12 protein-coding genes are annotated in these 12536 nt (G+C 61.6%); 9 read left to right on the plus strand and 3 right to left on the minus strand.

Going from position 1 to position 12536, the window contains the following annotated elements; all coding sequences use genetic code 11:
* Positions 1–91: 91 nt before the first annotated feature.
* The 5 genes from gcvH to FO013_RS13730 all read left to right on the plus strand — a co-directional run bounded on the left by gcvH (position 92) and on the right by FO013_RS13730 (position 5489).
* Positions 92–490, plus strand: a complete 399-nt coding sequence (gcvH, locus tag FO013_RS13710; RefSeq protein ID WP_186293114.1) for a glycine cleavage system protein GcvH — start codon at positions 92–94, stop codon at positions 488–490.
* A gap of 115 nt (positions 491–605) precedes the next feature.
* The gene (locus tag FO013_RS13715) at positions 606–2222 is read left to right on the plus strand and encodes an L-serine ammonia-lyase (RefSeq protein ID WP_143923123.1); all 1617 of its coding nucleotides are present in this window, start codon (positions 606–608) and stop codon (positions 2220–2222) included.
* A gap of 818 nt (positions 2223–3040) precedes the next feature.
* Entirely contained in the window at positions 3041–3481 is a 441-nt protein-coding gene (gene ectA, locus FO013_RS13720) for a diaminobutyrate acetyltransferase (RefSeq protein ID WP_186293117.1), read from the plus strand.
* A 167-nt stretch (positions 3482–3648) separates the two neighbouring features.
* A complete protein-coding gene (gene ectB / locus FO013_RS13725) occupies positions 3649–4941 on the plus strand; it encodes a diaminobutyrate--2-oxoglutarate transaminase (RefSeq protein WP_143923125.1) in 1293 nt (430 codons plus the stop codon).
* A gap of 155 nt (positions 4942–5096) precedes the next feature.
* Positions 5097–5489 carry an ectoine synthase gene (locus FO013_RS13730; protein ID WP_101573238.1) on the plus strand — a complete coding sequence of 131 codons (393 nt, stop codon included), beginning with the start codon at positions 5097–5099 and terminating at the stop codon, positions 5487–5489.
* A gap of 213 nt (positions 5490–5702) precedes the next feature.
* Here the strand turns inward: FO013_RS13730 and FO013_RS13735 are convergent, their stop codons facing one another.
* Positions 5703–6698: a GlxA family transcriptional regulator gene (locus FO013_RS13735; RefSeq protein ID WP_143923126.1), complete on the minus strand. Its 996-nt coding sequence runs from the start codon at positions 6696–6698 to the stop codon at positions 5703–5705.
* Positions 6699–6751: 53 nt separating this feature from the next.
* Between FO013_RS13735 and FO013_RS13740 the strand changes: the two genes are divergently transcribed.
* Both FO013_RS13740 and FO013_RS13745 read left to right on the plus strand, forming a co-directional pair.
* Entirely contained in the window at positions 6752–8068 is a 1317-nt protein-coding gene (locus FO013_RS13740; protein ID WP_143923127.1) for an APC family permease, read from the plus strand.
* 124 nt (positions 8069–8192) lie between these two features.
* Positions 8193–8906 (plus strand): hypothetical protein, encoded by a 714-nt coding sequence (locus FO013_RS13745; RefSeq protein WP_143923128.1) that lies wholly within the window; start codon positions 8193–8195, stop codon positions 8904–8906.
* Positions 8907–8943: 37 nt separating this feature from the next.
* Here the strand turns inward: FO013_RS13745 and FO013_RS13750 are convergent, their stop codons facing one another.
* Together FO013_RS13750 and FO013_RS13755 are read right to left on the minus strand one after the other, a co-directional pair.
* A complete protein-coding gene (locus FO013_RS13750) occupies positions 8944–9243 on the minus strand; it encodes a hypothetical protein (RefSeq protein WP_143923129.1) in 300 nt (99 codons plus the stop codon).
* Between the two features lie 94 nt (positions 9244–9337).
* Positions 9338–10831, minus strand: a complete 1494-nt coding sequence (locus FO013_RS13755) for an alanine/glycine:cation symporter family protein (RefSeq protein WP_143923130.1) — start codon at positions 10829–10831, stop codon at positions 9338–9340.
* A 394-nt stretch (positions 10832–11225) separates the two neighbouring features.
* Between FO013_RS13755 and FO013_RS13760 the strand changes: the two genes are divergently transcribed.
* Together FO013_RS13760 and FO013_RS13765 are read left to right on the plus strand one after the other, a co-directional pair.
* On the plus strand, positions 11226–12041 hold the full coding sequence (locus FO013_RS13760) for a glycerophosphodiester phosphodiesterase (RefSeq protein WP_143923131.1): 816 nt from the start codon (positions 11226–11228) through the stop codon (positions 12039–12041).
* 154 nt (positions 12042–12195) lie between these two features.
* The gene (locus FO013_RS13765; RefSeq protein WP_143923132.1) at positions 12196–12453 is read left to right on the plus strand and encodes a hypothetical protein; all 258 of its coding nucleotides are present in this window, start codon (positions 12196–12198) and stop codon (positions 12451–12453) included.
* Positions 12454–12536: the final 83 nt, after the last annotated feature.

Raw genomic sequence — 12536 nt, forward strand, 5'->3', positions numbered from 1 at the left:
CGTTGAACCTGGTGCTGATGCCCCCGGTGACTCGTACACTGGGGGCACCTGCTCACCCACACAGCTGTCAATCAAGCAGAAAAGGACCATCATGGCGCAATTGCCCCCACTTCCAGAGAACTTCACCTACTCCGCCGAACACGAGTGGATCAACGCCGGCGCTGACGCCATCGTCGGCAGCACGGTGAAGATCGGCATCACCGCAGTCGCCTCTGACGCCCTCGGTGAGGTCGTCTACGTGGACCTCCCCGAGGTCGGCGACACCGTCACCGCAGGCGAGACCTGTGGCGAGGTCGAATCGACCAAGTCGGTCTCTGACCTGTACTGCCCCGTGACCGGTGAAGTCACCTCCATCAACGAGGCAGCCACGGACAACCCAGGACTGCTCAACTCCGATCCCTACGGCGACGGCTGGCTGTTCGAAGTCAAGGTCACCGAACTGGGCGACGTGATGGACGCAGCAGGCTACGCAGAGGCCAATTCCCTCTGACACACCCTCCGACCGATGGGACCGGCCACGGCTGGAACGACGCAGTCCGACCGGGCTGGAACTTCCGGCCTTGACCGGTCCCATCGGTCACCCGAAAAGAATCGGAGTATCTTCCATGCCACTGAGCGTCTTCGATCTCTTTACCGTCGGCATCGGCCCGTCGAGTTCCCACACCGTCGGCCCGATGCGAGCGGCATCGAGCTTCCTCACACTTCTGGGCGACAAACTCGGATCGGTCTCCAGCATCAAGGTCGATGTATTCGGATCCCTCGCCGCCACCGGTGCCGGACATGGCACCTTCGACGCCATCCTGATCGGCCTTGAAGGCTGTGCACCTGATCGCATCGAAGCCAATGAACTCACCGCCCGCCGGACTCGAATGTCCGAGACGGGCACCATCCTCCTCGGCGACGCTGCCGGTGGAGACTCGCCTAGGAAGGGTGCAGCCGGAGACGGATCCAGCAGTGGTGAATCTGCAGGCGTCGAGATCGCCTTCACCGAGGATGACATGGTCAAACGCCCACTGACCGTCAAACCCCGCCACACCAACGCCATGACCATCGCGGCCTTCGATGCCGAGGGCCAGACTCTGGCCGAGGAGACCTATTATTCGGTGGGCGGCGGCTTCGTCACCTCCGAAACCGAGTTCCGTGAGAAGGAGCTGGCCGCCGAGGCCGCCGTTGATGACGAAGCTGACGATGAAGCCGTTGACGATGCAGTCGACGATGAAGCCGTTGACGACGACAACGATGATCCTTCGAACGCCGACGAGTTCGCCGGCGGTGACATCGAGTTCGCCGTGGCCGACTCCGTCGTCGAGGCCGAGCTGCAGTCCTACAGCGAAGAGCTTCCGTATCCGTTCCACTCGGCCGTTGAACTCCTGCAGCGATGCAAGGAGACGGGCATGTCCGTTGCTGAGATCATGCTCGCCAACGAGAAGTCGATGCGGGACGAGGACGAGATCCGCCACGGACTCCTCCACATCTACTCCGTGATGGAGGAATGCGCCTCAGCGTCTCTGGATCGTTCGGGCTATCTGCCGGGTGGGCTCAAGGTGCGCCGCCGCGCCCACGATTGGTATCTCAAGCTCAAAGCCGAGGACCCGGATCGCGACCCCGGCTACTACCTGGAGTGGGTCAACCTCATCGCCATGGCCGTCAACGAGGAGAATGCTTCGGGCGGACGTGTCGTCACCGCTCCGACGAACGGTGCCGCCGGCATCATCCCTGCTGTCCTCCACTATGCGCTGAACTACGTGGATTCCGTGGTCAAGGGCGGCGAGGCCGCCAAACACACGGCGATCGTGGACTTCCTGCTCACCTCGGCGGCGGTGGGTGTCCTGTACAAGGAGAGGGCATCGATCTCCGGCGCCGAGGTGGGCTGTCAGGGTGAGGTCGGATCCGCATCGTCGATGGCTGCCGGAGGATTGGCCGCCATCATGGGCGGAACTCCCGAGCAGGTCGAGAACGCCGCCGAGATCGCCATGGAGCACAACCTGGGCTTGACCTGCGACCCGATCGCGGGATTGGTGCAGGTTCCGTGCATCGAGCGCAATGCGATCGCGGCAGGCAAGGCCATCAACGCCTCGAGGATGGCACTGTGGGGCGACGGCCAGCACAGAGTCAGCCTCGACGAAGTGATCGAGACAATGCGCCAGACCGGCGCCGACATGAGCTCGAAGTACAAGGAGACAGCGCAGGGCGGTCTCGCCGTCAACGTCGTCGAATGCTGAAGTAACCCGCGAGGCGGCCCGAGGGGCATGAGGCGGCTTCACGTGGCAGGCATGAGCGGCCATGAGGCAGCCCGAGGGGCATGGGGCGGCTTCACGTGGCAGGCATGAGCGGCGGCCTGAGGGGGCCCGTGAGGCAGACCCGAGGCGGGCTGCGAGAGGCAGCTTCACGAGCACGCATAAGGCGGCATGAGGCGGCATGAGGCGGTCTGACGCGGGTCTCACCCGGCAGTGGGCCAGTCCTTTGGGCCGGTCGGCTGCCAGCTCTCCTGTGTGGCCGAAGACCGTCTATTCTGCTGCTCTGCTGCCAGTTCTCCTCGGGACCACAACTGCCTGCCTGGAAGCCCCGGTCAGAGGCGGTGCCGCCGCCGAGACCACGCCTGCGATCCGATACGCCGCTGCGTGCACCGCTGTCTGGGAGCTCCGGCGTTGTGTCGGTCAGTGGTCTCCTCTGGCTGCCTAATCCTGCGTCGCGCACAGCTGTTGCCCCACACCCTGAAAAGTCATTCCTCAGTCATGCTCAGAGGCGGCGTCGAAACGTGGAACAGTCGTGGAACCGCTGTTCCAAAGCCACTGGAATGTAACGAAACGATAACGAAGCTCTGCCCCGGAATGAGCGCGCAGGAGCGCCCTGGCGCATCCCAGAGATGCCACGGGGAAGCCCCGGTTCATGACTTGGGGGACACGCGCGGGAATCACCCCCGAATGTGGCGTGAATCGCCGTTTTCGGAGTTGACGCTCATCCTCAGGTCGTTAGGTTTGGGGGCGTGAGAAACGCAGTCGCTGAACCTCAAACAGAAACCGATGTCCGTACTCCGACCATGGAGGACGGGCAACACATGTGGAGACTGGCTAAAGATTCGGCCGTTCTCGACCTCAACTCTTCGTACTCGTACATCCTCTGGTGTCGTGATTTCTCGGCAACCTCGACCATCGCGCGAATCGGCGGAGAGCCCGCCGGGTTCGTCACCGGTTACACCCGCCCGGATCGGCCCAACACGCTGATGATCTGGCAGGTCGCAGTTTCGTCGGACTTCCGCGGACACGGACTGGCGAAGACCATGCTCAACGAGCTGGCTGATCGCACCAATGCGCTCCGCCTGGAGACGACGATCACCGATGACAACGACGCGTCAAACCGTCTGTTCCAGTCATTCGCTGAGCAGCGTGACGCAAACTGCGAACGACGTGCGCTGATCACTCCGGATCTGTACCCGGATGGCCACGACACCGAGTACCTGTACGAAATCGCACCACTTTGATGCACCGCTGAGAAGCGTGGTGCCACCAGGCGCCCTGGGGATCAGCTGATCCCGTCTGAGGACGCCGACCGGCGATAGTCGTACCCGAAACTGATCGGTCGCGGCCACCGCCTAGCTGCTTGCTCACGAGGCAAGCGCGTAATCCAGAAGTCGAAAGGACTCAAGTGATGACCGAAACCTCTAAGACCACAACTCCCGATATCTTCGAAACTCGCGAATCAGCCGTGCGAGGATACTCGCGTTCCTGGCCTGCCACCTTCGCCAAGGCACATGGCGCGAAGCAGTGGGACGAAGACGGCAAGGAATACATCGATTTCTTCTCCGGCGCCGGAGCTCTCAACTACGGGCACAACAACCCTGTCGTGATGAACCCTCTGGTCGAGTACCTCCAGTCAGGTGCTGTTCTGCACTCGCTGGATATGAAGACCCCGGCCAAGCGTGAGTTCCTCGAGACCTTCCAGGACCTCATCCTCAAGCCGCGCGGACTCGATTACACCGTGATGTTCCCCGGACCAACGGGGACCAACACCGTCGAGGCTGCCCTCAAGCTGGCTCGTAAGGTCACCGGCCGTCAGCACATGCTGTCCTTCACCAACGCATTCCACGGCATGACCCTGGGATCGCTGTCGGTGACCGGCAACTCGATGAAGCGCGAAGGCGCAGGCATCCCGCTGACCAACAGCTCGAAGATTCCTTATGATGACTACTTCGACGGAGAGATCCCTGACTTCCTGTGGCTTGAGAAGGTCCTCGAAGACTCCGGCTCCGGCGTCGATAAGCCAGCCGCTGTCATCGTTGAGACCGTGCAGGGCGAAGGCGGCCTCCGCGCCGCTCGCGCCGAATGGCTTCGTGCTCTGTCCGAGCTGACCAAGAAGCACGACATCCTGCTCATCGTCGACGACGTCCAGGCTGGCTGTGGCCGTACCGGATCATTCTTCAGCTTCGAAGAGGCCGGCATCGAACCTGACATCGTGTGCCTGTCGAAGTCGATCTCCGGTTCGGGCCTGCCGATGGCACTGACTCTCTTCCGTCCCGAGCTCGACGCCTGGGAGCCAGGCGAGCACAACGGAACCTTCCGCGGAAACAACCCCGCATTCGTCACGGCGACCGCCGCGATCAAGAACTTCTGGGCCGACAACACCTTCCAGAACGAATTGGCCGACACGATCGCCGCACTGCACCAGCGCCTCGACTCGATTGTGGAAAAGGCAGAGGGGGCATCCATCCGTGGACGCGGACTCCTCGCCGGACTGCACTTCGAGGACGACGAGATCGCCGGCAAGGTGGCAGCGGAAGCCTTCGACAACGGCCTGCTCCTCGAGACCTCCGGTCCCAAGGACGAGGTCACGAAGATCATGCCTCCGCTGACCATCTCCTCGCACGATCTGGAGCAGGGTCTCGACATCATCGAGGCTGCTGTGCTGAAGTTCGCTCCGGCCGCAGAACCAGCGGCGGTCTGAGCCTGCTCCCAGCTGAGCGCGAGAGCCTGAAAAACTGAGCCTCGGTTTGCCGAGACTCAACCATGAAACTTGAATGATGCGTTGCCGGTGGATCGGTCGAAATTTCGACTGAAACATCGGCAACCCGTCTGATATACCAAACGAAAGGACCACGAATGTACGTAGTCAACCGCGATGACCTCAACGACACAGACCGCGACATCAAGTCAGAGACCTGGCGCAGCCGCCGCATGGTGCTGGGCAAGGAACGTGTCGGATTCTCGCTCCACGACACCGTGATCTACGCCGGGACGACCTCGACCTTCCACTACCAGAACCACGTTGAAGCCGTGTACTGCGTGCAGGGCAAGGGCACTCTGACCGACCAGGAAACCGGCGAGACCTACCCACTCTCCGATGGCACCATGTACCTGCTGGATGGACACGAGAAGCACACCGTCGTGGCTGATGAAGAGCTGCGCATGGCCTGCGTATTCAACCCGCCGGTCACCGGCCGTGAGACCCACGACGAGAACGGCGTCTACCCGCTCATCGTCGAAGAGGACTGAGTTCTCTCGTGAGCTGAGATGCTCCCTCGCCGAGGTGGCTGATCGTTGATCAGACACTGACGCTGGCAGTTGTTCAGATTCGGTGCTGATGCATCGACGGACACCGGAAAAGGTGGTCACGGGCCCGAGGAGAACCCGCATTGTGCGGGGTCGACTTCGGTTCCGTGGCCACCTTTCTTGTGCCTCGCTTGTCTCGTTCGTGGAGCGGCTGCCTTAGGAAGCATTCGCAATCGCAACGGGTGCGGCGTCGTTCGCGCCGTGAGCGTTGAAGGTTCGCCGGTAGGCCCCGGGTGGGACACCGTATTCGGCGGCGAAATGGGTGCGCAGGTTGGTCGCGGTGCCGAGTCCTACTCGCATTGCGATTGCTTCGACCGTGAGATCGGTGGACTCGAGGAGCTCTTGGGTAGTCTGGAGCTTCTCCCGTCGGAGCCATTCCTGCGGTGAGAGATTGGCCCGACTGCGAAACTGTCGGTTCAGCGAACGGACACTGATTCCTGCGTACCGTGCCATGGCTGTGACTGTGACTTCGGCGAGGTGGCAACGTGCCCAGTGTTCGACATCGTCTTCTCTGGCAGAAGCGGTGTGCGGCCGGTAGCGGATGAACTGCGACTGGCCCCCATCACGGTGTGGGGGGATGACGACACGGCGGGCAACCTCGTTGGCAGTCGCGGCGCCGAAGTCCCTGCGTACGAGCTCGAGGCAGAGGTCGATGGCGGCGGCACTGCCAGCAGATGTCCACACGTCGTCATGGACGTAGAGCACGCCGGGGTCGACAGTCACGCTCGGGTAGAGCCGAGCCAGCTCCTCGGCGTGCATCCAATGTGTCGTGGCGCATCGGCCATCGAGAAGCCCGGCTTCGGCGAGTACGAATGCACCGGAGCACAGCGAAACGATCCGAGCACCCCGGGCGTGCTCGGAAACCAGGGCCTCGAGCAGCGCTGGGGGAGCCCCGCCATGGATGTTCGCGCAGGCAGGAACGATGATCGTATCTGCGTCTTTCAGCGCGTCCAATCCACGCCCGTCGGGCACCTGCATCCCGAAGCCGATCGTGGTCTCTGGTGACGTGCCGACGAGTTCGAAGTCGTACCAATCCGGGGTGAGATCGCTCCGATCGATTCCGAAGATCTCAGCGGCTCCCGCCAGTTCGAAGAGCGGTACTCCGGGGGTGGCAACGAGGGCCACCCTGCTTCTGTCCGATTTCATGCGCATAGCGACGAGTTTGCCACTCACCTACGGTGCGGTCAATGGACGACTCTTGAGATATGGACACGAAGAGTGCAAGCACAGGCAAACTGACGGCACACATCGGACTGGGGCAGGGGGTCGCGCTGTACGTCAGTGCGACCCTCGGGGCTGGGGTACTGGTGCTGCCTGGTCAGATAGCGAGTTCGGCCGGGCCCGCGTCGCTGCTGTCGTGGGTCGTGGCCTGCGCGATCGGTGCGATGCTGGCTTTGCTGTTCGTGTCGCTTGCTCGCAGATTGCCGGGAGCCGGAGGGATCGCCACCTATGTCGGCCAGGCCTATGGTGCGACTGCGGGCGGTTTGGCAGGGTGGATGTATTTCAGCGCCGGCGCCATCGGACAGATCGTCGTGCCTCTGACTGGCGGATACTACGTCGCAGAGGCGTTCTCCCTCAGCAGCGGTTGGGCGTACCTCACGGCGGCCGGGATCCTGGCTGTGGCGGTCGGCGCCAATCTTGTCGGTGCGAGGGTCAGCACGGGAGCGCAGCTGGGCCTGGCGCTGACTGTGGCTCTGGCGCTGCTGGCGACCATCATTGTGGCGATACCGCGAATGGATTCGGATCGGCTGTCTCCCTTCGCTCCGCACGGACTGCCCCCGATCGGCAGCGGGGTCATCGTGCTGTTCTTCGCCTTCGCCGGGTGGGAAGCTGTGGCTCATCTCGTCGGAGAGTTTCGCAGGCCCAACCGTGACGTTCCACGCGCAGTCGGCATCACGATCGTCATCGTCACCGTCCTCTACCTCGGAATCGCCGCAGCTGTGGTGCTCACGGGAACATACGGCTCACCGGAGACAGACCACGTTGCTATCGGCTTGCTGCTGGAGCAGGCATTCGGCGGAAATGCCGCTCTTGCGGCAGCTGTGATTGCCGTCGTCATCAGCCTGGGGACGACGAATGCCTTCATTGCAGGAGTGTCCCGCCTCGGCTATTCCTTGGGTAAGGAGGGGTGGCTGCCCCAATCGGCGGCACACGTCTCTTCAACTTCGGTGCCGGTCGGTGGAGTGCTGGCTGTAGCGCTGGTGGCCTTCGTCGGACTTGGCTTGGCCTGGTTGTGCTCGTGGGGCACGGAGGCTCTGGTGGTCGTTCCCTCGACCCTGGTCGTCTTCGTGTATCTAGCTGCTGCCATTGCAGGAATTAAGCTGCTCAAGGGTAAGGGGCGTGTCGCCGCAATAGTCTCGGTGGTGCTCATCGCGGTTGTTGTACCCTCCTCAATGAGTAATGTGATCATTCCACTCATCGTGATCGGCGTCGCTCTGACGATGCGTCTCGTGCTCAGGCGGGTGAGCCGGAGTGTGAATGGGCGCACCGGTGCGAGCGTCGCCCAGCAGGCGCATGGCTGACTTCATCTGTGATACTGTGTGGTCATACAACTTTCAAGTTTCGATACGTGGCGCTGCCGACTGCACGTTCCAAGACTCCAACTCTGGCAATCCCAGTTCTCATTCTCTTCTCTTTGGAGTCTCCATGAAGTTCATCAGGCGTGCACTCATCTCTGCGCTTGCCGTAGCGGCCCTCATCGTCGGTCCAGCTGTTTCTGCTGAAGCCGCAAGTACATCCTTCGACGTGACCAAGTTGTCGGGCAGCAGTCTTGTGATCTCGAATAGCAATTGCAAGAGCACGAATGTGTATATGAAACATAGGAAATCGAGGGTCGACGATTGGTCTGTCGACACTGAGGTGCATGGTCGGCATGGCCCCTCGACGTCAGCATATTTCGATTCATATGGGTCGACCAGCAAAGATCGCGTTCAGGTCTGTCCTTCTTGGGATGGGCTCGGGAAGTACACGATCGGTCCGTCTGAAGTCAGGGCCTACTACTACGGCGGTGCCAGCTACAACGACTACGGCGAAGTCGAGCGCGCGGACTACACCAAAGGATCCTTCTACGTCCGCGGCAAGACGTATGCCTCCCTATCGACCAAGCGCAGCGGCAAGACCGTCACTCTGACGTCGAAGACGAAGGTCTACAACCCGGAACGATACGCGAAGGTCACCTACAACCCGAAGGTGAAGTTCCAGGTCAAGTCCGGGAGTAAGTGGAAGACCATCAAAACTGTCCAGGCCAAGAAGGGCAAGGCTACCTACAAGACAAATACGAAGAGCAAGAAGACCTACCGCGTGGCCTTCGGTCAGGTCAGCTGGGCAACCGGAGCCACCTCGAAGTCGGTCAAGCGCTGATCGTCCGCGAGTGACGGTGCTCAAGCGCTGACCGACGTCACTCGCGGATAGTCAGGTCTGCCCCGTGCATATATCCGCGGGGCCCTTCAAAAGGACCTAACGCTTCGCCGAGAGGCAGCTCCAAGGCGCCGAGCTCGGCCGTCTGACGGCCTCCGTATCCTGAGGCGCGGAGGTTCTCGTTGTAACGGAGGCGCCCGAAGTCCGCATCGGTGACCGTCCAGATGACCACCTGCGGTGGATCATCGTTGGTGAACGTCACTCGATGGGAATCGGCCGTGACCGACCATCCGGTCGCCTCGGCGAGGGATTCGGCCAATTCTGTGCGATCCACAGTCATGCGAACTTCCTCCTGGGTAGAACATTGAAAACCACATCGGGCACTCCCAGAGAAGGGCGCCCGATGTGGTTTTACGATCACTGCGCTGGCAGCATCACTTGTCGTCCGGGCGTACTTTCTTGCCACGGTCCTGCCAGAACTTCGCAGTGGTGACTTCGTCCGTGCCGTCCCAGGCGTCGACATCGGTGTTGATGCGCTTGAAGGTGGGAAGGTCACCGCGGCGGAAGATCGGCTCCTGGCCAGCGCGACGCTGATCCATATAGTTCTTCAACAGGCTGAACACCACAGGTGAGAGCATCAGGAGCGCGAACAGGTTGATCAGCGCCATAATCGCCATGAAGATGTCTGCCGCCGTCCAGACCAGGTCGAGTGCGGCGATCCCGCCGATGAAGACAGCCACCATCACGATCACCTGATAGATGCGCAGCGCGGTCTTGCTGCGGGTCAGATGCTCGATATTGGCTTCGCCGTAGTAGTAGTTGCCGAGGATCGACGTGAACGCGAAGAGGAAGATTGCGAATGTGAGGAAGTGGATTGCCCACTGGCCGAGCTGTCCGCTCAAGGCGGTCTGCGTCAGCTGGACCCCCTCGGCCGAGCTGCCGTAGTCCGGGTTCGATAGGAGAATGATGAAAGCGGTGATCGAGCAGACGAGGATCGTGTCGAAGTACACGCCGAGTGCCTGAACGAAACCCTGCTTAGCCGGGTGCGACGCCGATGCCGTCGCCGCCGCATTTGGGACCGAACCGATGCCGGCCTCATTTGAGAACAGGCCGCGCTGAACACCGATGAGCATGATCGAACCGATCGAACCTCCAGCGATCGAGTTGAAGCTGAAGGCGTCGCTGAAGATGGTGACGATCATTCCGGGGACAGCGCCGAGGTTGATCGCCACCACGATGATGCCGACGATCAGATACAGCCCGGCCATGATCGGGACGAGGTATGCGGAGACATTCGAGATGCGCTTGGCACCACCGGCGAAGATCAGGTAAGCCCCGACTGCGACGACCACACCGGTGATTGCGGTGAAGGCGAAGTTGGAATCGTCGACGTCGAATGATGCTCCGACAGCGTCGACGATGGAGTTCGACTGTACGGAGTTGAAGACGATGCCATAGGTGATGGCGACGATGACTGCAAACACCAGGCCGAGCCGCTTCATGTTCAGTGCGCGGTTGATGTAGTACGCAGGACCGCCTCGGAAGTTCGGCCCGTCTTTCTCCTTGTAGAGCTGCCCGAGTGCGGACTCAGCGAAGGCAGTGGCGCCGCCGACGATGGCAGTCAGCCACATCCAGAACACTGCACCGGGACCGCCCAAGGAGATGGCAAGAGCGACACCGGCGATATTGGCCGTGCCGACACGAGAGGCGGCGGAGATGGAGAAGGCACGGAACGGAGAGATATTCCGATTGCCTTCGGAATCGTGTCCGCCGGGCTCCACGATCGTGCGGAACATTTCGGGCAGCAGCCGCAGCTGGAGGGCACCCGTACGAATCGTGAAGTACAACCCTGTAGGGATGAGAACTGCGACGAGAACGTACGTGATGACACCGCTGACGCTGTCGAACGCGCTTTGGAGCATCTCCATTGATCTATGCCTCCTTCGACAAGCTCAGTGCTTCGTGTGTGGGTATGAGGGTGCGTGAACACCATGTGCTACTTCTGCAGTTGCCCTCCAGTCTGCCACCGAAGTGAGAAAGCGCATTACATCGCCCCTGCGCAAGTCCCTCACACAGGCGAAATCCCTTCAGGAAGGAAGAAGCCGATGCGCTCGGTGTTCAGGGGTGCTGCGCACACCCGGACTGTCAATGAATGACTTGTCGTTGAGCACCGAAACTGACGTTGTACCCATCCAGCATTCACGTCGCGTCTACCCGGACATCATCCGTTCATTGCTCGGGTTGTTTAGGGTTGTCCGCAATCCACTGCACCATCGGCCGCTCGAGCCTGCACCGAGTCGCCAACTCTGAGGAGTCCTCGCCATGCCAATCACCCTCGCAAACCACACCTCCGAGGCCGTCGCCCACACCCGGGTTCCGCCTCTGGTCATCGCGCATCGTGGCGCGTCAGCTGACTATCCGGAGAACACGATCCCGGCCTTCGTCGCCGCCATCGACCAGGGCACCGACATGCTCGAGATCGACGTGCACATGAATGCTGACGGAGAACTCGTCGTCATCCACGACGTCACCGTGGAGCGGACGACGAATGCCCGAGTCGCCCATCCTGACCGCACGGACTACAGCGTGAAGTCCATGACCACGGCCGAGATCGCCAGCCTCGACGCGGGCAGCTGGAAGTCTGAATCGTTCGCCGGCGTCCGGGTCCCTCACCTCGCCGAGGTGCTCGATCTGGTGCACGTGACCCGCACCGGGCTGCTCCTCGAGGTCAAACTCCCCACCCAATACCCGGGATTCGCCCAGGCGCTCGTTGAATCTCTGACCGCATCCCCCGACTATCTCGACCGAGCATTGGCGGCGGGGATGCTCGTCGTCCAGTCCGGCGACTGGGCCTTCATCCGTGAGTTCCACGCCCTGGCTCCGGAGATCCCCGTCGGGGTTCTGGGTCGGCCCTGCCCGGACGAATTGCGCGACTTTGCCACCTGGGTCGATCAGGTCAATCCCCAGTACATCGCGGCAGATGCCACCTTCCTCGGCCACGTCCACGAGCTGGGGATGTCGAGCCTGGTGTGGACCGTCGACAGCGTCGAAGACATGGAGAAGGCTGTCGACCTCGGTGCCGATGGCATCATCACCAACAGGCCCGACCGGCTCGTCGCGGTCGTCGAAGACCTCTGAGGTCAGCGCGCCGAGTCGAGCACCAGCTCCGGGTTCACTCGGGACAGAATTGATCCGTGAGACGGCAGAGTGTGTCTCAAGACGGCCGAGGCCTCGCCGCTGCCACAGAGACGAGCAGACCTGTCGAGAGGTTGCACAGGTGAGGACTCCTGCGATGACGAAGGGGAATACGAATATGCCGATGAGCGGGACAACTTCTCCGAAGGTCAGAACCATCAGTTCCGGCGTCGGTCGTTCGACGCGTCCGACCACCTCGGCGAGGCCGGAGATTCCGAAGATGGCAATGCTGAGCACGGTGACAATGCTGCGCGGGATGGGCGGGAGTTCGCGCGCGATGAGTATGGCAGCGGCACCGGCCGCACAAGCCAGGATGAACATGGCAATTCCGGTGGGCAGGCTCTGGGCGAAGTAGTAGTTGCACGGAACTCCACGATATTCAGCCACTTGTCTTGTCGATAAGAGGATGGTTCTGATCAGTGGCCGACGCCACGGTCA

This window comes from Brevibacterium aurantiacum (assembly GCF_007558825.1).
In the GTDB taxonomy this organism is placed as follows: domain Bacteria; phylum Actinomycetota; class Actinomycetes; order Actinomycetales; family Brevibacteriaceae; genus Brevibacterium; species Brevibacterium aurantiacum_A.